The organism is Janthinobacterium sp. 13 (genome assembly GCF_002749695.1).
Classification (GTDB): domain Bacteria; phylum Pseudomonadota; class Gammaproteobacteria; order Burkholderiales; family Burkholderiaceae_D; genus Janthinobacterium; species Janthinobacterium kumbetense.
In genome coordinates, this window is record NZ_PEEQ01000001.1 from 2,075,085 (window position 1) to 2,099,791 (window position 24,707).

Annotated in this window: 17 protein-coding genes, 2 tRNA genes, 3 rRNA genes and 1 riboswitch; of the genes, 14 read left to right on the forward strand and 8 right to left on the reverse strand. The window is 60.3% G+C overall.

The window, feature by feature from the left end; genetic code table 11:
• Positions 1 to 74: 74 nt before the first annotated feature.
• The 3 genes from rtcA to CLU94_RS09025 form a co-directional block, all read right to left on the reverse strand.
• The gene (gene rtcA, locus CLU94_RS09015; protein ID WP_099665397.1) at positions 75 to 1,094 is read right to left on the reverse strand and encodes an RNA 3'-terminal phosphate cyclase; all 1,020 of its coding nucleotides are present in this window, start codon (positions 1,092 to 1,094) and stop codon (positions 75 to 77) included.
• A gap of 5 nt (positions 1,095 to 1,099) precedes the next feature.
• Positions 1,100 to 2,335, reverse strand: coding sequence for an RtcB family protein (locus CLU94_RS09020; protein ID WP_099665398.1), 1,236 nt, complete (start codon positions 2,333 to 2,335; stop codon positions 1,100 to 1,102).
• Positions 2,336 to 2,607: 272 nt separating this feature from the next.
• On the reverse strand, positions 2,608 to 4,179 hold the full coding sequence (locus CLU94_RS09025; RefSeq protein WP_099665399.1) for a vWA domain-containing protein: 1,572 nt from the start codon (positions 4,177 to 4,179) through the stop codon (positions 2,608 to 2,610).
• A 206-nt stretch (positions 4,180 to 4,385) separates the two neighbouring features.
• On the opposite strand from CLU94_RS09025, the gene rtcR reads away from it, so the two are divergent.
• Positions 4,386 to 5,999 (forward strand): RNA repair transcriptional activator RtcR, encoded by a 1,614-nt coding sequence (rtcR, locus tag CLU94_RS09030; protein ID WP_099665400.1) that lies wholly within the window; start codon positions 4,386 to 4,388, stop codon positions 5,997 to 5,999.
• Between the two features lie 116 nt (positions 6,000 to 6,115).
• Here the strand turns inward: rtcR and rrf are convergent.
• The 5 genes from rrf to CLU94_RS09055 form a co-directional block, all read right to left on the reverse strand.
• Positions 6,116 to 6,228, reverse strand: a 5S ribosomal RNA gene (rrf, locus tag CLU94_RS09035).
• 138 nt (positions 6,229 to 6,366) lie between these two features.
• Positions 6,367 to 9,242: ribosomal RNA gene (locus CLU94_RS09040) — 23S ribosomal RNA — on the reverse strand.
• Positions 9,243 to 9,492: 250 nt separating this feature from the next.
• Positions 9,493 to 9,568: transfer RNA gene (locus CLU94_RS09045), tRNA-Ala, on the reverse strand.
• Between the two features lie 66 nt (positions 9,569 to 9,634).
• Positions 9,635 to 9,711 (reverse strand) — tRNA-Ile (locus CLU94_RS09050).
• A gap of 98 nt (positions 9,712 to 9,809) precedes the next feature.
• A 16S ribosomal RNA gene (locus tag CLU94_RS09055) occupies positions 9,810 to 11,340 on the reverse strand.
• The 16S, 23S and 5S rRNA genes sit together here with 2 tRNA genes alongside, the layout of an rRNA operon.
• Before the next feature lie 484 nt (positions 11,341 to 11,824).
• Here CLU94_RS09055 and cobT point away from each other — a divergent pair.
• The 13 genes from cobT (at position 11,825) to CLU94_RS09120 (ending at position 24,706) form a co-directional block, all read left to right on the forward strand.
• On the forward strand, positions 11,825 to 12,865 hold the full coding sequence (gene cobT, locus CLU94_RS09060) for a nicotinate-nucleotide--dimethylbenzimidazole phosphoribosyltransferase (protein ID WP_099665401.1): 1,041 nt from the start codon (positions 11,825 to 11,827) through the stop codon (positions 12,863 to 12,865).
• A gap of 4 nt (positions 12,866 to 12,869) precedes the next feature.
• A complete protein-coding gene (locus CLU94_RS09065) occupies positions 12,870 to 13,676 on the forward strand; it encodes an adenosylcobinamide-GDP ribazoletransferase (RefSeq protein WP_099665402.1) in 807 nt (268 codons plus the stop codon).
• Positions 13,677 to 13,682: 6 nt separating this feature from the next.
• A complete protein-coding gene (locus tag CLU94_RS09070; protein WP_099665403.1) occupies positions 13,683 to 14,237 on the forward strand; it encodes a histidine phosphatase family protein in 555 nt (184 codons plus the stop codon).
• Positions 14,238 to 14,281: 44 nt separating this feature from the next.
• A riboswitch (cobalamin riboswitch) is annotated at positions 14,282 to 14,523 on the forward strand.
• Complete coding sequence (locus tag CLU94_RS09075; protein WP_306558299.1) at positions 14,514 to 16,517, forward strand: TonB-dependent receptor domain-containing protein; 2,004 nt, start codon at positions 14,514 to 14,516, stop codon at positions 16,515 to 16,517. Its footprint overlaps the riboswitch before it by 10 nt.
• A gap of 88 nt (positions 16,518 to 16,605) precedes the next feature.
• Positions 16,606 to 17,631 (forward strand): FecCD family ABC transporter permease, encoded by a 1,026-nt coding sequence (locus CLU94_RS09080; protein ID WP_099665405.1) that lies wholly within the window; start codon positions 16,606 to 16,608, stop codon positions 17,629 to 17,631.
• Positions 17,628 to 18,395 carry an ABC transporter ATP-binding protein gene (locus CLU94_RS09085; RefSeq protein WP_099665406.1) on the forward strand — a complete coding sequence of 256 codons (768 nt, stop codon included), beginning with the start codon at positions 17,628 to 17,630 and terminating at the stop codon, positions 18,393 to 18,395. Before CLU94_RS09080 ends, CLU94_RS09085 begins: the two co-directional genes overlap by 4 nt.
• A 1-nt stretch (position 18,396) precedes the next feature.
• Positions 18,397 to 19,029: a cob(I)yrinic acid a,c-diamide adenosyltransferase gene (cobO, locus tag CLU94_RS09090; RefSeq protein WP_099665407.1), complete on the forward strand. Its 633-nt coding sequence runs from the start codon at positions 18,397 to 18,399 to the stop codon at positions 19,027 to 19,029.
• A 7-nt stretch (positions 19,030 to 19,036) separates the two neighbouring features.
• Entirely contained in the window at positions 19,037 to 19,603 is a 567-nt protein-coding gene (gene cobU / locus CLU94_RS09095) for a bifunctional adenosylcobinamide kinase/adenosylcobinamide-phosphate guanylyltransferase (protein WP_099665408.1), read from the forward strand.
• On the forward strand, positions 19,597 to 20,550 hold the full coding sequence (cbiB, locus tag CLU94_RS09100; protein WP_099665409.1) for an adenosylcobinamide-phosphate synthase CbiB: 954 nt from the start codon (positions 19,597 to 19,599) through the stop codon (positions 20,548 to 20,550). The genes cobU and cbiB overlap by 7 nt, the downstream gene beginning before the upstream one ends.
• On the forward strand, positions 20,543 to 21,529 hold the full coding sequence (cobD, locus tag CLU94_RS09105) for a threonine-phosphate decarboxylase CobD (protein ID WP_099665410.1): 987 nt from the start codon (positions 20,543 to 20,545) through the stop codon (positions 21,527 to 21,529). Before cbiB ends, cobD begins: the two co-directional genes overlap by 8 nt.
• Entirely contained in the window at positions 21,526 to 22,437 is a 912-nt protein-coding gene (locus tag CLU94_RS09110; RefSeq protein WP_099665411.1) for a cobalamin-binding protein, read from the forward strand. The genes cobD and CLU94_RS09110 overlap by 4 nt, the downstream gene beginning before the upstream one ends.
• On the forward strand, positions 22,434 to 23,255 hold the full coding sequence (locus tag CLU94_RS09115; protein ID WP_099665412.1) for an ABC transporter substrate-binding protein: 822 nt from the start codon (positions 22,434 to 22,436) through the stop codon (positions 23,253 to 23,255). The genes CLU94_RS09110 and CLU94_RS09115 overlap by 4 nt, the downstream gene beginning before the upstream one ends.
• On the forward strand, positions 23,252 to 24,706 hold the full coding sequence (locus CLU94_RS09120; protein ID WP_257218738.1) for a cobyric acid synthase: 1,455 nt from the start codon (positions 23,252 to 23,254) through the stop codon (positions 24,704 to 24,706). The genes CLU94_RS09115 and CLU94_RS09120 overlap by 4 nt, the downstream gene beginning before the upstream one ends.
• The last annotated feature ends 1 nt before the right edge of the window (position 24,707 follow it).

A 24,707-nucleotide genomic window follows, 5' to 3' on the forward strand; every position in this document is an offset into this window, starting at 1 on the left:
GTCTATGCCCCACATCCGGCCGCCCATGTATCAATTTGGAACAGCTGCAACACGTAGTTGTGTCACCGCGTGCCTCAGGCGGCGGCCACCGTGCAGATGCTGCCGCGCGCCTGCTGCTCGAAAGTGATACGCACGGGCAAAAATCGGGCAATCACCTCCGCATTCGTCAGCGCGTGCTGCGACACCTTGTTGCAGCTGAAGGTACCGCCGCCCGCCAGCGCCATGGGCAGCAAGAGCTGGTCGGCCAGGTGCTCGCCGACGGCCGCGTCCGTCTTGAGATAGGCGCGCACCTCGTTCAACAGGCGCTTGGCCACGGACTCGGCCAGCAAGGACTTTTCGCCGAACGAAGTAAACACTTCCGTGACATGCTCATGCTCCAGGGTCAGCAGCAGGACGTTGCCCGGCCCCTGCTCCGCCGGCAAGCCGACGAGGCGCAGCTGCTTGCCGCTCCAGCCCATGCCGCTGGCGACACGCTCGAGCTCGCGCTGCGCCACCTGCACATGCACGCCCGCCACCACGCTTTCCGCATACCCCGCCTTCCGTTCGCCGCGCTGCAGCAGTTGAATCGGCTGCAAGCGCCGGCACGGTTGCACGGTGGCCGTCACCTCGCCGCCGCCCGCAGGATGAAAGCCGTAGCGTTGCAGCGCGATCTCCACCTCGGCGCCCATCTGCTGCAGGATGCGGCCATACGCGCGCTGCAAAAAATGCACGGGCGGCGCCATGGCATTGTGCGTGCCGCCAGTGATGCGCACGGTGGATGGCCCATCCGCATGCAGCAGGGCCGGCAGCAAGGTTTGCAGCACCAGGGTGCAGCTGCCGGCGCTGCCGATGGCAAAGCGGTAATCGCCGCCGCGCAGGGGGCCGGGAACGAATTCCAGGCTCGACGCGCGCAGCGCCACCGGCGTCGTGCGCGCCCCGCAAATGGCGGTTGCCGCCTGCACGGCCAGCAGATGCTGGCGCAGCAAGCCGGGCTTTTCCCGTCCCGCGCGAATGTTACTCAGCCGAAACGGTTGCCCCGTGATCATCGACAGGCTCAGCGCCGAACGTAAAATCTGTCCGCCGCCTTCGCCTTGCGCTCCATCTATTTCTATCATCTCTCTTATCCTTTGACGCAGACGACCTGCTTCAAGATATGCACGACATCGACCAGCTCGCGCTGCGCCAGCATCACCGCATCGATATCCTTGTAAGCCATCGGGATTTCATCGATCACGTTTTCATCCTTGCGGCACTCCACGCCTTGCGTGGCGCGGATCTGGTCATCCAGGTTGAAGCGCCGCTTCGCTTCCGTGCGGCTCATCGTGCGTCCCGCACCGTGGCTGCAGCTATGGAAACTCTCCGCATTGCCTTTGCCGCGCACGATAAAACTCTTCGCGCCCATGGAGCCGGGAATGATCCCCAGTTCGCCCGCGCGGGCCGACACGGCGCCTTTGCGCGTGATCAATACATCCTTGCCGAAGTGGTGCTCCTTCTGCACATAGTTATGGTGGCAGTTGACGGCCTCCACGTGCGTCTGGAACGGTTTATGGATGACCGTGCGCACGGCGGCGATCAAGTTCTGCATCATCACTTCGCGGTTGTTGCGGGCGAAACGCTGGGCCCAGCCCACCGCTGCCACGTAATCGTCGTAGTGCTGCGTTCCCTCGGCCAGGTAAGCCAAATCCTGGTCGGGCAGGTTGATGAAGTGGGTGCGCATATCCTGCTTGGCCAGTTCGATGAAATGGGTGCCGATGGCATTGCCCACGCCGCGCGAACCGGAATGCAGCATGAACCATACGGAACCCTGCTCGTCGAGGCACACTTCGACGAAGTGGTTGCCGCCACCCAAGGTTCCCAGGTGGCGGTAATTGTTCGTATTTTTCAGCTTTGGCGTTTTCAGGCAAATCGCATCGAATTCATCCTTCAATTGCAGCCACGCCGCATCGACCACCGATGGCGGCGTATGCCAGGAACCCTCGTCGCGGCCGCGGTGGCCGCGCGTCTTCGGCGACATCCCGTGCGGAATGGCGCGTTCGATGGCGCTGCGCAGCGGTCCCAGGTTATCGGGCAGATCGTTCGTCGTCAGCGTGGTTTTCGCCGCCATCATGCCGCAACCGATATCCACGCCCACGGCCGCCGGAATCACGGCGCCCAGGGTGGGAATCACGCTGCCGATGGTCGACCCCTTGCCCAGGTGGACGTCGGGCATGACGGCGATATGCTTGTAAATGAACGGCAGGGTCGCCGTGTTGCGCAATTGTTTTTTAGCCGCTTCTTCGACGGGCACGCCACGCGTCCACATTTTCACTGGACGGCTGCCTTCGGTATGCAGGACTTCGTATTCTTCGTTTTTCATCGCTATTCTCTTCTTCTATTGTATAGGGGGTGATGACCAGGGTTGGTGAAACAGTTGCCGACGTATCGGCCCAGGATGTAGTTCCACCGGCATTCATCAGTACGACAACCCGACAAGGGGGGACAGGATTTCTGGCAGACGCACTGCGCCTGCCAGGCCGGTCTGACGCGGCTGATCGATGTAATCCTGTCGGCATTCGGGGTACTACGGCGCATGACAAGCGTGGACAGGACGCCTGTTATGTAGTCTTGTCCGCATTCATGCGCTTTGCTTCAACAACCTGGTGCCGCGATATCGATGGCGGCGATTTCTCCCACCCAATGGGCGGGATCCAGCTGGCCGGCGGCAAAGGCGGCGATGATCTTGAAGACGTCGTCGGAAAAACCGCCGATATTCAGAATATCCTCGCGCTCCATCGCCTGCGTGGTGGCATGCGGCGCAATATCGATGCACACCAGCTTTGCTTGCGGATTGCGCTGCTTGAAGACATTCCACTGTCCCATCGTCGCCGTGGCGCCGCTGCGTTTGGCGTCGATCCACGATTCGTTATCGGACACATAGATCACCAGGTCGGCCAGCTCCTTCTTGCTGTTCATGCGCAGCAGCGGCGCGCTGCAATTGGTACCGCCGCCACCGATGGCTGCCAGCCTGGCCGCGTTGCTCATCACGCTATCATCCGCGCCGAGTCCGCACTGCACCACGCTGTGCTCGAACGGCAGCACCATGGCATCCGGATTCTTGCGCAACATGGCCGCCGCCACCAGCGCCGCCACATCGATGCAACGCACGCTGGACGTGGCGCTGCCGCGAAAACCGCTGACGGGCGAGGACATCGAACCGGAAACATCGGGGCACACCACCACCTTGCCAGCGATCTGCGGCACGTTCAGCAGCGATATTTCCAGCGCCTGTTCCAGCGCATCGCGCACGATGGCCGGCACGTGCTCGCTGGCCGCCATGCAAGCCGACATCAGCTGGTACGGAAACACCCGTGCCCGGCCAATCGCCTCGGGATCGCGCAGCTTGGCGGCGATCAGCTCCGGCATGCCGGCTATCGCATACACGCCGTGGCGGCCAAAGGTATTCAGATTCATGCGCACCATCTGCCAGCTGCCCTGGCGGGCGATCTGCGCCCAATCCTGTCCGCTCAAGGGCAGCGCCGTCAGCATCTGGAAGGGCACGTCCGGTATCGTTTGCGCTGGATCAAGCTTGTAAGCTTCGAACGCGGCCAGCGCCGGCGGCAAGGCCGCGGCATCGTACGGCTTGCTGATCAGCCAGGCGAAGAAGGCCGCGCGCCACGCTTCCTGCGGTTTCGGATGCACCATCTTGACCACGTCGGCCAGCGATGGCGCATTGCCCACGGCCGCGGCCAGCAATGCTTGTTCCGACGCGCCGTTCAGCCATGCCTGCACCAGCTTTTTCGGACGCGATCCCAGCGACTTGCGGCCCACTGCCCCCGAGCGCATGATTTGCACGAAGTTACGCAGCATCTTGCCGTTGTTAATCACACGCTGAAAGGCCGGCGCACATTCCGCGGCGCCCTGCCCCGCCAGCATGGCCACCAGCAAGGCCGGCATGTCTTTCATGTAGCCCCGTTCGCGGCAGTACACGGCCGTCTGCGCAATGAAGGCCGGCTCGACCGCCTGGCACAGCTCGCGTACTTTCGCCAGTTGCGCTTCGGCGCCGGCATAAAACGTCGCATTCAGGCAACCGGTGGCCGCGTACTGCGCCAGCTGATGCCGGGGCGTCAGCGCGTAAGCGGATGCGCCTTCGGCATTGCGTGCCAGCGCCGCTGGCATGGTTGCTGTCTGTTGCGCGCTCTGGAATAACTGGGCGTTGGCCATTTTTCGTCCCTCTCTGCTCTCTACGTTTATCTCGTTGGTATCTCCTCTATTGCAAGCGCTGTGCCAGCTTTCAATATTTCCTCAAAAATTCCCATAACTCATTGATTTTATTAAATAATATTTAAATACAAGCTGTTCACTGAAAATATCCCTGTCACTGCAATTTGGAATACAATTATCTTTTCAGATAAATTTTTATCCCAGATATGCAAGCAAAACGCACCGTCGTCATCGGTTTTCTCGGTACGCAGCTCGACAATGGCAGGGGAGCGGCACGCTGGGAAAAGTGGCGTCCCAGCATCGCCCTGACCCAGCACGAAGACAAGATCATCGACCGCTTCGAGTTGCTGTACGCGGGCAGCCAGTTTGACAACCTGGTACGCCAGGTGTCGCAGGATATTGCCAGCGTCTCGCCTGAAACCAGGCTGATCTCCCATGAACTGCCCATCAGCGATGCCTGGGACTTCGAGAATGTGTATGGTGCGCTCTATGATTTTGCCAATAGCTACCCCTTCGATCCGGACAAGGAAGACTATTGGATCCACATCACCACCGGCAGCCACGTGGTGCAGATATGTATGTTCCTGATGACGGAAGCGCGCTATTTTCCCGGCCGTCTCGTGCAAACGTCGCCGCCGAAGCGCCAGGCCACCGGCAATCCCGGCAGCTACGCATTGATCGACCTCGATCTGTCGCGCTACGACCAGATTGCCCAGCGTTTTACGCGCGAGCAGGCCGAAGGCGTGGCCTTCCTGAAGTCCGGCATCGCCACGCGCAATGCGAAATTCAATGGCATGATCGATGAAATCGAGCGCGTCGCCATCAAATCGAAAGCTCCCATGCTGCTGATGGGACCTACCGGTGCCGGCAAATCCTTCCTCGCGCGCCGCGTGTATGAACTGAAAAAATCGCGCCACCAGATCGATGGCAAATTCATCGACCTCAATTGCGCCACCCTGCATGGCGATGGCGCAGCCTCCACCTTGTTCGGCCATATCAAGGGCTCCTTCACAGGCGCAGGCTCGGATCGGCCCGGCTTGCTGCGCAGCGCGCACAAGGGCTTGTTGTTTCTCGATGAAATCGGCGAACTGGGGCTCGACGAGCAGGCCATGCTATTGAAAGCGATCGAGGAAAAACGCTTTTTCCCCGTCGGTGCGGACACCGAGGTGCAAAGCGACTTCCAGCTGATCGCCGGCACCAACCGGGACCTGGGCAAGGAAGTGATGGCCGGCCGCTTCCGCGAAGACCTGTATGCGCGCATCAACCTGTGGACATACGAATTGCCGGGCCTGGCGCAGCGACCGGAAGACATCGAACCGAACCTGGAATACCTGCTGACACAATACAGCGCGGAAACGGGCGAACGCGTGCGCTTCAACAAGGAGGCACACGAACGTTTCATGCGTTTCGCCACCCTGCCCACCTCGGCATGGAAGGGTAATTTCCGCGATTTGTCCGCCGCTGTCACGCGCCTGGCCACCCTGTCGGAAGCGGGCCGTATCACGGATGCTGTCGTCGATGAGGAAATCCGGCGCCTGAAACGGCTATGGCAGCATCATGACAAGCCTGCCGGGGGCATGGAAATCGACCTGGCCGATATCATGGGAAGCGAGGCAGCCACGCAGCTCGACCTGTTTGATGCGCTGCAGCTGCAGGCAGTGATCAAGATTTGCCGGCAATCGAACAATATGTCCGATGCCGGCCGCACCCTGTATGCCGTATCGCGCGCGGCAAAAGCCAAACCCAACGATGCAGACCGGCTCAAAAAATACCTGGCCCGCTTTGACCTTGATTGGGATAGGGTCTGCCAACTTAATTAAATGAAAAAAGCAGCGCTTGGCGCTGCTTTTTTCACGCCTATCTGCTGACAAAACCAAACCGCCAGACGTAAAAAAACCCCAACCGGATCACCGGAAGGGGTTTTTTCGAATAACAAGCCTGACGATAACCTACTTTCACACTGGTTGCAGCACTATCATCGGCGCAAAGTTGTTTCACGGTCCTGTTCGGGATGGGAAGGGGTGGGACCAACTTGCTATGGTCATCAGGCATAACTTGTACTGGCATTTGTCCTCTATGGAGCGACAAAGCCTGAATCTGGAAGAAGCAAAGATCGGGGTAATGACTGGTTGTATCAACACACACGCAACGTTGTACCGTCTTATCCTCTGTACCTGCTAAGGTTATAGGGACAAGCCGTACGGGCAATTAGTACTGGTTAGCTTAATGCATTACTGCACTTCCACACCCAGCCTATCAACGTCCTGGTCTCGAACGACCCTTCAAAGAGCTCAAGGCTCTGGGAAATCTCATCTCAAGGCAAGTTTCCCGCTTAGATGCTTTCAGCGGTTATCTCTTCCGAACTTAGCTACCCGGCAATGCCACTGGCGTGACAACCGGTACACCAGAGGTTCGTCCACTCCGGTCCTCTCGTACTAGGAGCAGCCCCCTTCAAATTTCCAACGCCCACGGCAGATAGGGACCAAACTGTCTCACGACGTTTTAAACCCAGCTCACGTACCACTTTAAATGGCGAACAGCCATACCCTTGGGACCGGCTACAGCCCCAGGATGTGATGAGCCGACATCGAGGTGCCAAACTCCCCCGTCGATATGAACTCTTGGGAGGAATCAGCCTGTTATCCCCAGAGTACCTTTTATCCGTTGAGCGATGGCCCTTCCATACAGAACCACCGGATCACTATGTCCTACTTTCGTACCTGCTCGACTTGTCAGTCTCGCAGTTAAGCACGCTTATGCCATTGCACTATCAACACGATGTCCGACCGTATCTAGCGTACCTTCGAACTCCTCCGTTACACTTTAGGAGGAGACCGCCCCAGTCAAACTGCCTACCATGCACTGTCCCCGATCCGGATAACGGACCAAGGTTAGAACCTCAAACAAACCAGGGTGGTATTTCAAGGTTGGCTCCACGAGAACTAGCGTCCCCGCTTCAAAGCCTCCCACCTATCCTACACAGATTGGTTCAAAGTCCAATGCAAAGCTACAGTAAAGGTTCATGGGGTCTTTCCGTCTAGCCGCGGGTAGATTGCATCATCACAAACATTTCAACTTCGCTGAGTCTCGGGAGGAGACAGTGTGGCCATCGTTACGCCATTCGTGCAGGTCGGAACTTACCCGACAAGGAATTTCGCTACCTTAGGACCGTTATAGTTACGGCCGCCGTTTACTGGGACTTCAATCAAGAGCTTGCACCCCATCATTTAATCTTCCAGCACCGGGCAGGCGTCACACCCTATACGTCCACTTTCGTGTTTGCAGAGTGCTGTGTTTTTATTAAACAGTCGCAGCCACCAGTTTATTGCAACCCTTTCACCCTCATGGAGTAAACCAATCAAGCTACCGGGGCGTACCTTTTCCCGAAGTTACGGTACCAATTTGCCGAGTTCCTTCTCCCGAGTTCTCTCAAGCGCCTTAGAATACTCATCTCGCCCACCTGTGTCGGTTTGCGGTACGGTCTCGTATGACTGAAGCTTAGAGGCTTTTCTTGGAACCACTTCCGATTGCTTCGTGAATAAATTCACTCGTCCCATCCCCTTGAATTCCGCGCCCGGATTTGCCTAAGCGCCTTCTATGAGACAGAAACTGACTATTCCAACAGTCAGACAACCTTCCGCGATCCGTCCCCCCATCGCATCATACGACGGTGCAGGAATATTAACCTGCTTCCCATCAGCTACGCATCTCTGCCTCGCCTTAGGGGCCGACTCACCCTGCTCCGATGAACGTTGAACAGGAAACCTTGGGCTTACGGCGTGGAGGCTTTTCACCCCCATTATCGCTACTCATGTCAGCATTCGCACTTCTGATACCTCCAGCATCCTTTACAAGACACCTTCGCAGGCTTACAGAACGCTCTCCTACCATATCCAATAAAGGATATCCGCAGCTTCGGTGACTGGCTTAGCCCCGTTACATCTTCCGCGCAGGACGACTCGATCAGTGAGCTATTACGCTTTCTTTAAATGATGGCTGCTTCTAAGCCAACATCCTGACTGTTTTAGCCTTCCCACTTCGTTTTCCACTTAGCCAATCTTTGGGACCTTAGCTGGCGGTCTGGGTTGTTTCCCTCTTGACGCCGGACGTTAGCACCCGACGTCTGTCTCCCAAGCTCGCACTCATCGGTATTCGGAGTTTGCAATGGTTTGGTAAGTCGCAATGACCCCCTAGCCATAACAGTGCTCTACCCCCGATGGTGATACTTGAGGCACTACCTAAATAGTTTTCGGAGAGAACCAGCTATTTCCAAGTTTGTTTAGCCTTTCACCCCTACCCACAGCTCATCCCCTAATTTTTCAACATTAGTGGGTTCGGACCTCCAGGGCGTGTTACCGCACCTTCATCCTGGCCATGAGTAGATCACTTGGTTTCGGGTCTACACCCAGCGACTGATCGCCCTATTCGGACTCGATTTCTCTACGGCTTCCCTATCTGGTTAACCTTGCCACTGAATGTAAGTCGCTGACCCATTATACAAAAGGTACGCAGTCACGGAACAAGTCCGCTCCTACTGTTTGTATGCACACGGTTTCAGGATCTATTTCACTCCCCTTCCGGGGTTCTTTTCGCCTTTCCCTCACGGTACTGGTTCACTATCGGTCGATTACGAGTATTTAGCCTTGGAGGATGGTCCCCCCATATTCAGACAGGATGTCACGTGTCCCGCCCTACTTGTCGTACGCTTAGTATCACCGGTCCGATTTCACATACGGGGCTATCACCCGCTATGGCTCCTATTTCCAGAGGATTCTGTTATCGGTCCGACTATCACGTACAGGCTCCTCCCATTTCGCTCGCCGCTACTTTGGGAATCTCGGTTGATTTCTTTTCCTGCAGCTACTTAGATGTTTCAGTTCGCCGCGTTCGCCTTGCATACCTATGTATTCAGTATGCAATACCCTAAAAGGGTGGGTTGCCCCATTCGGAAATCTGCGGATCAAAGTGTGTTTGCTCACTCCCCGCAGCTTATCGCAAGCTACTACGTCCTTCATCGCCTGTAATCGCCAAGGCATCCACCATGTGCACTTATTCGCTTGTCCCTATAACGTTAGCCTCTTCATTCTTTCAAATGAAAAGAGCGCTACAGGTATAAGAAAGTACAACGTTGTTGCTTGTTTGTTGATACATACAATCATTACCCATCGATTTACCTTTTACGGCAAACCGATCAATAAATAATCTTTACTTCTTCCAGATTGTTAAAGAACGAAACAGCTTTGATCGCTAAAAGATCAAACCTAAACCCGAGTCTATTTGACCGGCTTACGTTTGCACTTTCGAGTAAAACTTTGGTGGAGGATGACGGGATCGAACCGACGACCCCCTGCTTGCAAAGCAGGTGCTCTCCCAGCTGAGCTAATCCCCCTGGGGTATTACATTACTGGTAGGCCTGGCTGGACTAGCGTCCACCTTACCTCCGGGTTTGTTTTACTGGTAGGGCTGGTTGGACTCGAACCAACGACCCCCGCGTTATCAACACGGTGCTCTAACCAGCTGAGCTACAGCCCCAACGCGGTGCTACTACGACTACTGTTTCTTCTCTTACTAACAGCCGATAAGTGTGAACATTTGATGCGTGAATCATGACTGATTCGTGCAAACTCTAGAAAGGAGGTGATCCAGCCGCACCTTCCGATACGGCTACCTTGTTACGACTTCACCCCAGTCACGAATCCTACCGTGGTAAGCGCCCTCCTTACGGTTAAGCTACCTACTTCTGGTAAAACCCGCTCCCATGGTGTGACGGGCGGTGTGTACAAGACCCGGGAACGTATTCACCGCGACATGCTGATCCGCGATTACTAGCGATTCCAACTTCATGCAGTCGAGTTGCAGACTACAATCCGGACTACGATACACTTTCTGCGATTAGCTCCCCCTCGCGGGTTGGCGGCGCTCTGTATGTACCATTGTATGACGTGTGAAGCCCTACCCATAAGGGCCATGAGGACTTGACGTCATCCCCACCTTCCTCCGGTTTGTCACCGGCAGTCTCATTAGAGTGCCCTTTCGTAGCAACTAATGACAAGGGTTGCGCTCGTTGCGGGACTTAACCCAACATCTCACGACACGAGCTGACGACAGCCATGCAGCACCTGTGTACTGGTTCTCTTTCGAGCACTCCCCAATCTCTCGGGGATTCCAGCCATGTCAAGGGTAGGTAAGGTTTTTCGCGTTGCATCGAATTAATCCACATCATCCACCGCTTGTGCGGGTCCCCGTCAATTCCTTTGAGTTTTAATCTTGCGACCGTACTCCCCAGGCGGTCTACTTCACGCGTTAGCTGCGTTACCAAGTCAATTAAGACCCGACAACTAGTAGACATCGTTTAGGGCGTGGACTACCAGGGTATCTAATCCTGTTTGCTCCCCACGCTTTCGTGCATGAGCGTCAATCTTGACCCAGGGGGCTGCCTTCGCCATCGGTGTTCCTCCACATATCTACGCATTTCACTGCTACACGTGGAATTCTACCCCCCTCTGCCAGATTCTAGCCTTGCAGTCTCCAATGCAATTCCCAGGTTGAGCCCGGGGATTTCACATCAGACTTACAAAACCGCCTGCGCACGCTTTACGCCCAGTAATTCCGATTAACGCTTGCACCCTACGTATTACCGCGGCTGCTGGCACGTAGTTAGCCGGTGCTTATTCTTCAGGTACCGTCATTAGCAAGAGATATTAGCTCTCACCGTTTCTTCCCTGACAAAAGAGCTTTACAACCCGAAGGCCTTCTTCACTCACGCGGCATTGCTGGATCAGGCTTTCGCCCATTGTCCAAAATTCCCCACTGCTGCCTCCCGTAGGAGTCTGGACCGTGTCTCAGTTCCAGTGTGGCTGGTCGTCCTCTCAGACCAGCTACTGATCGATGCCTTGGTAGGCTTTTACCCTACCAACTAGCTAATCAGATATCGGCCGCTCCACGAGCATGAGGTCTTGCGATCCCCCACTTTCATCCTTAGATCGTATGCGGTATTAGCGTAACTTTCGCTACGTTATCCCCCACTCTAGGGTACGTTCCGATATATTACTCACCCGTTCGCCACTCGCCACCAGAGCAAGCTCCGTGCTGCCGTTCGACTTGCATGTGTAAGGCATGCCGCCAGCGTTCAATCTGAGCCAGGATCAAACTCTTCAGTTTAATCTCTGTTACTTTGCCATTTTATTGGCACCATCATTGCTGATGGGTCGCTCACTCAAAAAACTGACAGGCCACTACTTTCGTAGCGCCTATTTCATTATTTCTTGTGAACATTTGATATATTTTAAGTATTATCAGCAATCCGAAGATCGCTGCTGCACTTACATCAAATGCCCACACTTATCGACTGTTAATTGTTAAAGAACTGTATTCGGTACTGCTTTCGCGCTATCGACAAAGCGTTGTGTTTGTCAGCTGCGAAGAAGGAAGAGTATGAAGCATTTCGCTAAATCCGTCAACACCTTCTTTACTACTTATCGCCGTTTCCGGTGATCCTCAACTGCCGCATTTGACTGCGTCTCATTGGGGAGGCGAACTATAGCAAAGCCGTCCACGCCCCGCAAGCGCTATTTTGCAGTTGGGCAAATATTGCTGTGTGATATCGTAGCGCCGACCATACCCTGCCTCATCCACATAGATTCCCATGCCTATCCCACACATCAGCCCTACCGCCAATCCCGCCCTGGCCAGCGCACTCGAACATGCCATCAACAGCAAGACCAAGCCATTGGGCAGCCTCGGCATGCTGGAAACCCTGGCCCGTCAAATCGGCCTGATCCAGCAAAGTACGCAACTGGCGCTGCACCAGCCCGCCATCATCGTTTTCGCGGCCGACCATGGCGTCGTCGCCGAAGGCATTTCCGCCTATCCACAAAGCGTGACCTGGCAGATGGTGGAAAACTTCCTGGGCAACGGCGCCGCCATCAATGTCTTTGCCCGCCAGAACGATTGCACCTTATATATAGTAGACGCTGGCGTAAACCACGATTTCGGCCCGCGCGACGGCTTGCTTGACCGAAAACAAGGCCCCGGCACCCGCAACTTTGCCAAAGAGTCCGCCATGAGCCGGGAACAGTGTCTGGCCGCCATGCAGGCGGGGATGGACCTGGTCGCTAGCCTGGACGGCAATGTGCTGGGCTTTGGCGAAATGGGTATCGGCAACACCACCGCCGCGGCAGCACTGATGCACAAACTGACCGGCACGCCCGTTGCCGATTGCGTGGGCGCCGGCACCGGCCTGTCCAAGGAAGGCGTATTACACAAACAGCAAGTGATCGAAGCGGCCGTCGCCCATCATGCGGCAGTCGATGAGCCGCTCGACGTGCTGGCCACCTTCGGCGGTTTCGAAATCGCCATGATGGCCGGCGCCATGCTCAAGGCGGCCGAACGGCGCATGATTCTGCTGATCGATGGCTTCATCGTCAGCAGCGCCCTGCTGGTGGCGGCCCGTTTGCAGCCAGCCATTCTCGATTACTGCGTGTTTTCGCACTGCTCCGATGAAAACGGTCACCGCCAACTGCTGGCCAGCCTTGGCGCGCGTCCGCTACTGCACCTCGATTTGCGCCTCGGTGAAGGCACGGGTTCCGCGCTGGCCTTGCCGCTGCTGCACGCGGCCGTCAACTTCATGCGCGAGATGGCGACCTTCGCCTCGGCCCAGGTCAGCGAAAAGTCCACGCCAGACTAATACCATGGCCAATCCCGTTTCCGCCGCAATCCACCAGTGCCGTCTGTTCTTCATCGCGCTGCAGTTCTTCACGCGCCTGCCCATCCCGCGCTGGGTGGGCTTCGAGCCGGCTTGGCTGCAGCACGCCTCGCGTTACTTCCCCCTGGTGGGTCTGGTGGTGGCAGCCATCAGTGGCGCCGTGTATCTGTTGGCCAGCTGGCTGCTGCCTTCTGCGGTGGCCGTGCTGCTGGCCATCGCCGCCGGCATTTACCTGACGGGCGCCTTCCATGAAGATGGTTTCGCCGACATGTGCGACGGCTTTGGCGGCGGCTTGACGCGCGAGCGTGTACTGGAAATCATGAAGGACTCGCGCATCGGCGCGTATGGCGCCATCGGCATCGTCTGCCTGCTGGCCATCAAGTGCACGGCGCTGGCCTCGTTGCCGCCACACATCGTCGTGGCGACACTGTGCATCGCCCATCCTTTGTCCCGCCTGGCCGCCGTCTCGCTGATCCGGTTCATGGACTATGCACGCGACGAAGGCAAGTCCAAGCCCATGGCGCAGGAAATGCGCACGGGTGAATTCATCATCGCCACCGTCTGCGGCCTGCTGCCCGTCATCGTGTGCGGCGCTCTGGGGATATTCGACTGGGCCACGCTGGTCTTTGCCGTCGTGGTGGCGGCAGCTGCCGCTTTCTGGCTGGGCCGCAAATGCCAGCGCCGCCTGCAAGGCTACACGGGCGACTGCCTGGGCGCCGTGCAGCAGGTGGCGGAAGTGGCGGTCTATCTGGCCATCCTCTCCAGCTTTCAGCCTCCACTGCGCTTCTACTGAACAAGCATGCGCCTGATCCTCGTCCGCCACCCCGCGCCGCAGGTGACCAGCGGTACCTGCTATGGCCGCAGCGACGTGGCGGTGGCGCCTCACGAAATGGCCATGGTGTGCGCCAGCTTGCAGGCAACCTTGCCGCCGCATGTACCGCTGTATGCCAGTCCGCTGCGCCGCTGTGCCGACCTGGCGACAGCCTTGGCGCAGGACTTGCCCGCAAGCGCCCTGCGCTTCGACGCGCGGTTGGCGGAGATGGATTTCGGCGCGTGGGAAATGCAGCCCTGGCACGCGATTGCGCGCGCGGAAATCGATGCCTGGGCAGCCGACCTGGCCTGGCACCGCCCCGGCGGGGGCGAGAACGTGCTGGCGATGGCCGCCCGCATCGACGCGTTTCTAGGCGATCTGTTGCGCGAACAACACGAAACGGTCGTCATCATCTGCCATGCGGGCACCATCCGCCTGCTGTCGGCACTGCAAGCCCGGCTGCCATTGGAGGAAACAGCCCTGCTGGCCGCCCATTCTGCCCATAAAATCGCCTACGGTGCGACGGTCGTCGTCGATTTCTGATACTGAATTGTCCAGCCGACCATGTCAGTCCATGCCTGCTGCACGTATAATGGCGGGGTTTTGGTGCCCGCGTTCATGTCCATGAGCGCAGTTAAACGGGAAACACGATGCCGCGATCGCGGCGAGCGTGTGCTGCCCCCGCAACGGTAAGCAAGTGTCGCCCCTCCCTACCGGAAACGGGCGACAAGCTATCTCTGACAACCACTGTGCTTGCAATCATCGAGCATGGGAAGGTGAGATAGCCGTACTTGCCAGCCCGGATACCGGCCAGGACAGGTGGAAGTGTGCGAACGGGGATGTTCGCGATCCGAATGGCCGACTGGCCGTCTTCGATCGTCATCTTCAGTTCCCACTTCTGTTCAATCTGGCCTACGGGGACGTCGGCTGGTTGCATATTACTTACTGAAAATTATCATGACCCATGCTGTTTCCCGCCACGCGGCCCTCACGTCGCTCGCGCTAGCCATTGCCGCGCCTGCCGCTTTCGCCCAGACCACGTCAAACACATTCGATCCGGTGATCGTCACCGCGACCCGCACTCCACAAAAAGCCAGCGAATTGCTGGCCGATACGAAAATCATCACCAGCGAAGATATCGCCCGTTCGGGCGCAGGCTCGGTCACCGAGTTGCTGCAAAAACAGCGCGGCATCGAAGTGACGCGCAATGGCGGCGCAGGCACGGCGTCGTCTGTATACATCCGTGGCGCGAACAGTACCCAAAATATCGTTCTGGTGGACGGCGTCCGCATCGGTTCCTCGACACTGGGAACCGCCACCTGGAGCCCGGTTCCACTGGCCAATATCGACCGTATCGAGATCATCTACGGCCCTTTGAGCACCCTGTACGGCGCCGACGCCATCGGCGGCGTCATCCAGATTTTCACCAAAAAGGGGAGCGGCACACCCGTGGTTGGCGCATCGGTCGGCTTTGGCAGCGATGCCACGCGTCAATATGACGCCAGCGTTTCGGGTGCAACCGGTGGCTACAATAGCCTGAGCTACTCGCTGAACGTCAGCAAGGAAAAAAGTGACGGCTTTTCGGCCACCAAACCAGGTAATTCCTATTACAACGCCGACAAAGACGGCTACGACAAGAAAAGCGTCACGGGCCAGCTTGGCTTCCAGTTGGCCAAGGGGCACGACCTGGGCCTGATGTTCATGAACAGCAAACTTGAAGCACAGTACGACAGCGGGCCTGGCTACGATACGCGCAGCAATCAAAAACTGGAAAACATCGGCGTATTCATGAACAATGAATTCGTTCCAGGCTGGCACAGCAAGGTACAAGTTGCCGAAGCACGCGACAAGGCCAACGAGGACACCTCTGCGGGCGCGGCCGGCAAGAGTTCTCTGGAAACCAAGCAATCGACTTTCGACTGGCAAAATGACATCGCCATCGGCGTCGACACGCTGCAATTGCTGGCCAGCTACCGCAAGGAAGAAGTCGTCTCCAGCGCCAAGCCGATCTTGAATCGTGCCCGCGACACCAAGTCGCTGGCAGCTTCCTACACCATGAAGCGCGACCAGCACCTGCTCAGCGCCAGCCTGCGCCGCGACAAGATGTCGGAAAGTGGTTCGACCACCACCGGCAGCCTTGGTTACGGCTACCAGATCAACAATGCCTTGCGCGCTACCGCCAGCTATGGCACCAGCTTCCGCCAGCCGACCTACAATGAACTGTATTACCCAGGTTATGGCATTGCCAGCAACCGTCCTGAAAAGGGCCGCAATGCGGAAATGGGCCTGCGCTACGATGATGGCAAGACGCAGTTGAGTGCCGTGTATTACCATAACCGCGTGACCGATCTGTTGATCTATGCAAACACATGCCCGGTTGAAGCATCGACCCATCCTTATGGCTGCGCCTATAACGTCAACAAGGCCTTGCTGGAAGGTCTCACCTTGGCCGGCCGCCATCAGTTCGGCGCCTTTGGCATCAGCGGCAATATCGACCTGCAAGATCCGCGTGATGAAACCACCGACAAGCTGCTGGTGCGCCGCTCGAAAAAGCACGCCAACTTTGCAGCCGACTACAGCATCGCCAAGCTGAAAACCGGCGCCGAACTGCAATTGTCGGGCAAGCGCTATGACGATATCGACAACAAGACCCGACTGGGCGGCTATGGCTTGCTAAACCTGTTTGCCACCTACCAGGTAGCGCAGGACTGGTCGGTCCTGGCGCGCTGGAACAATATCACTGACAAGAAATATGAACTGGCACGTGACTACAATACCGCTGGTTCCAACTTCTTCGTCGGCCTGCGTTACGGCTCGAAATAACCATGTTGTAATGATGTAAGCTGCGGGCGATGGCATGCCGCCATCGCCCGCAGATGCAGTTCTGCAGTCCCCGTTTTTAAGGCAGTACATGCACCCATTTTTCCGCAATATGCGCCACCGCGCCACCGTAATCCTCACGGTGCTGATCGCGTGCGCGGTTGCCAGCCTGATTTTCTCCGGCATGATCGGTTCGATCGCGATCCCGCTCGCCGACCTGCCTTCCGCCCTGTTCCATGTCGTGCAGGGCAAGACCGATACCCTCGCCGCCACCTTGCTCGACCTGCGCCTTGGCCGCGCGCTGACCGCTTTTGTCACCGGCGCGGCACTGTCGCTGGCCGGCCTGATGATGCAGGCGCTGCTGCGCAATCCCCTGGCCGATCCGTACGTGCTGGGCATTTCCGCCGGCGCCTCCGTCGGCGCGCTGGCCGCGCTGCTGTTCATGTGCGCGCTGTGGGTGGTCGACGCAGCGGCCTTTGCCGGTGCCGTCGGGGTGTCCATGCTGCTGTACTTTTTTGCGCGCCGCGACCTGCGCGGCGGTACGGCGGCCGAAGGCGGCGCCTCGCTCTTGCTGCTGACGGGCGTGATCCTGGCCTCGGCCTGCATGGCCATCGTCACCCTGATGCTGTCCATCGCCCCGGAAAGCCGCTTGCGCAGCATGGTGTTCTGGATGATCGGCGACCTGTCCGGCGCGCCCGCGCGGCTGATGCCCTGGCTGGTCCTGGCCGGTGCCCTGGTCTTCGCCTTGCGCTGCGCGCGCTCGCTGAACGTCATGGCGCTGCACGCGGAGGCGGCCAGCACCCTGGGCGTGCGCGTAGGCGCCCTGCGCAAGGGTCTGTTCTTCTGTTCCGGCCTGCTCACGGCCAGCGCCGTCACCAGCGCCGGCAGCGTGGGTTTCGTCGGCCTGATCGTGCCGCATGCGCTGCGCTTTGCCTGCGGCCCCGATCATCGCCTGCTGATACCGGCCGCCGCACTGGTCGGCGGCACCTTCCTCGTGCTGGCCGACACGCTTGCGCGCACCGTGCTGGCACCGTTGCAGCTGCCCGTCGGCGTGGTCACGGCCATGATAGGCGCGCCCGTCTTCCTGTACCAGCTGCACCGGTTGCGACGCACATGATACGTACCTACCAACTTGGCCTGAAGGCAGGCACGCGCTCCCTCGTGGAAAACCTCACCTGGCAAATCAGGGATGGCGAATGCTGGAGCGTGATCGGCCGCAATGGCGCGGGAAAAAGCACCTTGCTGCGCACCCTGGCCGGCTTGCGCGAACCGGATGCGGGCCACGTGACCATACAGGGCCGCGCCCTGGTCGACTGGCCGCTCGACGAACTGGCGCGCGAACGGGCCTTCCTGGCGCAGGCGCGGCACGATGCGTTCTCGTACCGCGTCATCGAAACCGTGCTGTCGGCGCGCCACCCGTATCACGACAACCATTACTGGGAAGGCAGCGACGACCAGCGCATCGCCCTGGCGGCGCTGGCGGCGATGGAAGTCGAACACCTGGCCGAGCGCGACGTGCGCAGCCTGTCGGGCGGCGAGCGCCAGCGCGTGGCCATCGCCGCCATGCTGGCGCAGGACACGCCCTTGCTTCTGCTGGACGAACCGGCCAATGCGCTGGACCTGGCGCACCAGGTCAGCGTCATGGGCCTGCTGTCAAAGCTGTGCCGCGAACAGAGTAAAACCGTGGTGATGGTGGGGCATGACCTGAACCTGGCGCACCGCGTCTCGACCCATGCGCTACTGCTGATGGGCGACGGCGGCTGGCTGGCCGGTCCGGTGGCCGAGGTAATGCGGGCATCCATCCTGGGCGACTACCTGGGCCACCCGATCGAGATCATCGATCACGGCAAACGCAAGATATTCATACCGAAAGAGGACTGACATGAGCGACAAGAAGACAATCGATGCGGACACCGCGGCCATCAACGAACGCCACCGCGTACGCATGGAACGCAAAAAAGCCATCATCGACGCGGCCATCGCCAAGGCCGACAAGGAAATCGGCATCATCATCGTCAACACGGGCAATGGCAAGGGCAAGAGTTCGAGCGGCTTCGGCATGGCCATCCGCGCCATGGGTCACGGCATGAAAGTGGGCGTGGTTCAGTTCATCAAGGGCGCCATGTCGACGGGCGAAGAAAAATTCCTGCGCCGCTTCCCCGATGAAATCAGTTTTCATGCGATGGGCGAAGGCTATACCTGGGAAACGCAAAACCGCGAACGCGACATCGAAAAGGCCGAACTGGCGTGGGAACAGGCGAAGACCTTCCTGGCCGACCCCAGCTACGGCCTGGTGCTGTTCGACGAGCTCAATATCGCCCTCAAGTACAACTACCTCGACGTGCATAAAGTCATCGCCGACCTGCTGGAACGCCCGGCCATGCAACACGTGGTCATCACGGGCCGCGGCGCTCCGGACGAACTGATCGCCATCGCCGACACCGTCACGGAAATGGCCGTTGTCAAGCATGCCTATGCGGCCGGCATCGGCGCGCAAATCGGCACCGAGTGGTAACAGCGCCATGACGCGCACCCTGGTCTTCGGCGGCGCCCGTTCCGGCAAGAGCGCCCATGCGGAAACGCTGGCCCGCGAGTCCGGCAAGGAAGTGATCTACATCGCCACCGCGCAGGCGGGCGATGCTGAAATGGCCACGCGCGTCAGGCACCACCGAGCACAACGCCCGGCCGAGTGGGTAACCCTGGAAGAACCGCTGCGCCTGGGCGACGCCATCCTGCGGGAAGCACTGCCAGGCCGGCTGCTGCTGGTCGACTGCCTGACCCTATGGTTGACGAATCTGATGTTTTCCAGCGGCGAGACCTATCCGGACGTAGGCGACATCGCCCTGCCTGAACTGTTCCACAGCGAGCGCGCGCACCTGCTGTATGCGCTGGCCGAAAGCGAAGACACCGGCTGCGACCTCGTTCTCGTGTCGAACGAAGTGGGCATGGGCATCGTGCCCTACGGCGCCATCTCGCGCTGCTTCACCGATGAAGCGGGCCGTTTGAACCAGGCCGTGGCGGCCGTGTGCGACAAGGCTGTCTTTGTGGCCGCCGGCCTGCCCCTGTACCTGAAAGGCGGCCCATGCTGAGCGGCTTGTCGCTGCCCATGCTGGCTGCTTTGATGACGGCCGGCGTGCTGCTCGACCTGCTGTTAGGCGAGACGCGCCGCTGGCATCCGCTGGTGGGCTTTGGCCGCCTCGCCAGCGCGCTGGAGCGCCTGCTGAACCGGGGCCGTGGGCGCTTCCTGCGCGGCGTGCTGGCGTGGTCGCTGGCCGTGCTCCCCATCAGCTATGCCGCCTACTGGCTGTGCGGCCTGGCGGGCGCCGCCCTCCACGTTTTCCTGCTGTACCTATGTCTGGGCCTGCGCAGCCTGCGCGACCACAATCAGCCCATCGCCGACGCCCTGGCCATCGATGACCTGGACAACGCGCGCCTGCTGACGGCGCGCATCGTCAGCCGCGACACGGCCAATGCCGACGCGGCCAGCCTGGCCAAGGCCAGCACCGAATCCCTGCTGGAAAACGGCAACGACGCCGTGTTCGGCACCCTGTTCTGGTTTGCCGTGGCGGGCGGCCCCGGCGCCGTGCTCTTCAGGCTGGCCAATACCCTCGACGCCATGTGGGGCTACCGCAATACACGCTACGACTGGTTCGGCTGCTGCGCCGCGCGCATCGACGACCTGTTGAATTATCTGCCGGCGCGCCTGACGGCCCTGTCGTACGTCTTGCTGGGCAAGACCATGGCGGACAAACAGCGCGCGTGGCAATGCTGGCGCAGCCAGGCACCCAACTGGGGCAGCCCGAATGCGGGCCCCGTGATGGCCAGCGGCGCCGGCGCCCTGGGCCTGGCCCTCGGCGGCGACGCCATCTACGACGGCGAGCTGGAACACCGCCCGCCTTTGGGTAGTGGCCGTCCCGCCGAAGCGCGCGATATCGACCGCGCCTGGCGCCTGGTGGCCGAAACGGCCGTGCTGTGGCTGATCTGGGTGGCGCTGCTGGCAAGCCTGTTCTACCTGAAGGGAAAATACCTTGCTTGAACATGGCGGCAACCTGCGCGACGCCGCGCGCGAATACGGCAGGCCACTGGAAGACTGGATCGACCTGTCGACCGGCATCAACCCGCACTGGTATCCAGCGCCAGCACCGAACGCCAACGCCTGGCACCGGCTGCCGGAAGCCGATCCCGCGCTGGCCGCTGCCGCCTGCGCGTATTACGACGCGCCAGCCATGCTGCCCGTGGCCGGCACGCAGGCTGCCATCCAGGCCCTGCCCCGGCTGCGCGCGCCGTCGCGCGTGGTGGTGGCCGCGCCGTCGTATGCGGAACATGCGCACCACTGGGGCCAGCACGGCCACCAGTTGCGCCAAGTGCCGTATGCACAGCTGGCCGATGCGGTGGAGCATTGCGACGTGCTGGTCGTCTGCAACCCGAACAATCCCACGGGAGAGCGCATCGCGCCCGAGCTGCTGCTGGAGTGGGCAGGCAAGCTGGCCGCGCGCGGCGGCTGGCTGGTGCTCGATGAAGCGTTTGGCGACACGGAAGCGTGCGCCAGCCTGGGCTCCCACTCTGCCCGGCACGGACTCATCGTGCTGCGCTCCATCGGCAAATTCTTTGGCCTGGCGGGACTGCGCCTGGGCTTTGTCGCCGCCCATCCAGCCTTGCTGGCACAGCTGGCCGACCTGCTGGGCCCATGGACCGTCAGCGGCCCGGCGCAGCACGTGGCGCTGGCCGCCCTCGCCGACACGCATTGGCAGGACGCGATGCGCGAGCGCCTGCGCGGCGAAGGCACGCGCCTGCGCCAGCTATTGGCAGCGCACGGCATCGCCAGCAGCGGCACGGCGCTGTTCCAGTGGTGGCCGGAAGAGCGCGCCGAGGCGTTCTGGCGCCACATGGCGGAATCAGGCATCTGGGTGCGCCTGTTCCGCCACGCCGCCCACGGCATCCGCCTGGGCCTGCCCCCCGACGAACACGCCTGGCTGCGCCTGCAGCAGGCCCTCACCACATGGAAACACATATGAATCACTTGAAAACAGCACTGCTGCTGGCCGGACTGGTCTCGCTGCAGGCGCAGGCCGCCATCACCGTGCGCGACGACGACGGCAATGCCGTCACCGTGGAAAAACCGGCGCGGCGCATCCTGGCGCTGGCGCCGCATGTGACGGAACTGCTGTTCGCGGCCGGTGGCAGCGACAGGATCGCCGGTGTCGTCAGCTACAGCGACTACCCGGAAGCTGCAAAGAAGATCACGCAAGTGGGTGACAACCGCCAGTACGACATGGAACGCATCATCGCCCTGAAGCCGGACCTGATCGTCGTGTGGATGCATGGCAGCGCCGAGCGCCAGATCGCCATGCTGCGCCAGTTGAAGGTGCCCATCTATCACAGCGAACCGCGCAAGCTGGCCGATATCCCCGACAGCATGGAGCGCCTGGGGCAGTTGATGGGAACGGAAAAAACCGCCAAACCGGCGGCGGCCCAGCTGCGCGCCAAACTGGCCAGCCTGACGGCGCAATACGCGCAGCGCCCGCCCGTGCGTGTGTTTTACCAGGTGTGGGACAAACCTTTATATACCTTGAGCGGCGCGAGCATCATCAGCGATTCCATGCGCGTGTGCGGCGGCCAGAACGTGTTTGCCGCGATGAAGGTGGTGGCGCCCGTTGTCACGCCGGAAGGCGTGCTGCAGGAAGACCCTGAAGTCATCTTCGGCACCAGCGAAAAAAGCGATCCGCGCAGCGAAGGCGGCCTGGCCATGTGGCGCGCCTTCCCGTCGATGACGGCCGTGCGCAAGAATAATCTGTTCCGACTGAATGGCGACCTGCTGAACCGCGCCGGCCCGCGCATGATCGAGGGCACGGCCGCCATGTGCGAGCAGCTGGAAGTGGCACGCCAGCGCCGCAACACGCCCGCCGCCAAGGCCGCGCCATGAGTCACGCAGCGAGTCACTACCAGCGCATCGCCTGCCTGTCGACGGAAGCCGTGGAGACGCTGTATGCGCTGGGCGCGGAAGACGTCATCGCGGGCATTTCCGGCTTTACCGTGCGCCCTCCCCGCGCGCGCGAGGAAAAGACCAGGATCAGCGGCTTTTCCTCTTCCAGCCTGGAGCGCATCCTGGCCGTCCAGCCCGATCTCGTGATCGGTTTTTGCGACATGCAGGCCGATATCTGCCGCGACCTCGTCAAGGCTGGCATCGAAGTGCACCAGTTCAACCAGCGCACGGTGGAAGGCATCCTGCGCATGATCGGCGTGCTGGCCGCACTGGTACAGCGCGAGGAAGCGGGACGTGAACTGGTCGCCAGCCTGCGCGCCGACATCGCAGCCGCCCGGGCCCGCGCCGCAGCCTGGACGCGCAAGCCCGTGATTTACTTTGAAGAGTGGAACGATCCGCTGATGAGCGGCATCGGCTGGGCGGCGGAATTGATCGACATCGCCGGCGGCACGGACGCCTTCCCGGAATTGTCCGCGCAGCCGGGCGCGAAAGAGCGCATCATCGCCGATCCGCAAGAAGTGGTGCGACGCGCGCCCGACATCATCATCGCCACCTGGTGCGGCAAGAAGTTCCAGCCGGCGCAGCTGACGGCACGTCCGGGCTGGGATGCGATTCCCGCCGTACGCAATGACATGCTGTTCGAGATCAAGTCGCCCGACATTCTTTCGCCCGGTCCAGCCGCCATCACGCAAGGCTTGCGCCAGATCAGCGACATCATCGCGCAGTGGCAGGAGAATCAGAAAGAGCAGCAAGCATGAAGAGTCCCTTCCCCGCCCTGATGGTGCAAGGCACGACGTCGGACGCGGGCAAGAGCACCGTCGTCGCGGCCCTGTGCCGCCTGTTGAAACACCGTGGCGTGACGGTGGCGCCGTTCAAGCCGCAAAACATGGCCTTGAACAGCGCGGTGACGAGCGACGGCGGCGAGATCGGCCGCGCGCAAGCCTTGCAGGCGCTGGCCTGCGGCATCGCGCCCCACACGGACATGAATCCGGTGCTCCTGAAACCATCGTCGAACACGGGTGCGCAAGTGATCATCCACGGCAAAGTGCGCGCCGAGATGGATGCGCGCGACTACCAGCAATATAAAACCATCGCCATGGGCGCCGTGCTGGAATCGTACGCGCGCTTGCGCCAGCAGTACGATGCCGTCGTCGTCGAAGGCGCGGGCAGCCCCGCCGAAGTCAATTTGCGCGCGCGCGACATCGCCAACATGGGGTTTGCGGAAGCCGTCGACTGTCCCGTGATCCTGGTGGCCGACATCGACCGTGGCGGCGTCTTCGCCCACATCATCGGCACCCTGGCCTGTTTGTCCGACAGCGAACGGGCGCGCATCCTTGGCTTCGTCATCAACCGCTTCCGCGGCGATATCTCGCTGCTACAACCCGGCATCGAGTGGCTGGAACAGCAGACGGGCAAACCCGTGCTGGCCGTGCTGCCCTACCTGCAAGGCCTGTTCCTCGACGCAGAGGACGCCGTCGAAGCCATGCAAGCCGAACGCGGCGCCTTCAAGGTGGTGGTGCCGCAAACGCCGCGCATCAGCAACCACACGGATGTCGACGCGCTGCGCGCCCATCCCGATATCGACCTGCAATTCATCAAACAGGGACAGCCGATTCCAGCGGCCGACCTGGTGATCCTCCCCGGCAGCAAAAACACGCGCGGCGACCTGGCGTGGCTGCAGCAGCAAGGCTGGCCCGCCTACCTGGCAAAACACCTGCGCTACGGCGGCAAGGTGCTCGGCATTTGCGGCGGCTTCCAGATGCTGGGGCAAAGCGTGTGCGATCCGCTGGGCGTGGAAGGCGCGGCGGGAGAGTCGGCGGGACTGGGTATGCTCGACATGGCGACGGAGCTGACGCGCGACAAGCGGCTGGAACAGGTGCGCGGCCACTGCGCGTTTGCCGGCGCGGCCGCTGCGCCCGTGGCAGGCTATGAAATCCACATGGGTGTCTCGCATGGCGCCGCGCTGGCGCAGCCGGCCTTCCTCATCGACGGCCGTCCGGAAGGGGCGGTATCGGGCGACGGGCAAATCCTCGGCAGCTATTTGCACGGCATGTTCGACACGCCCGCCGCGTGTGCGGCGCTGCTGCGCTGGGCGGGGCTGGACTCCGGCCACACGGTGGATACCGCCGCCCTGCGCGAGGCCAGCCTCGAACGCATCGCCGATGCGGCCATCCCGCTGCTGGCGGCCCTGGATCGCATCAATCGCTAAC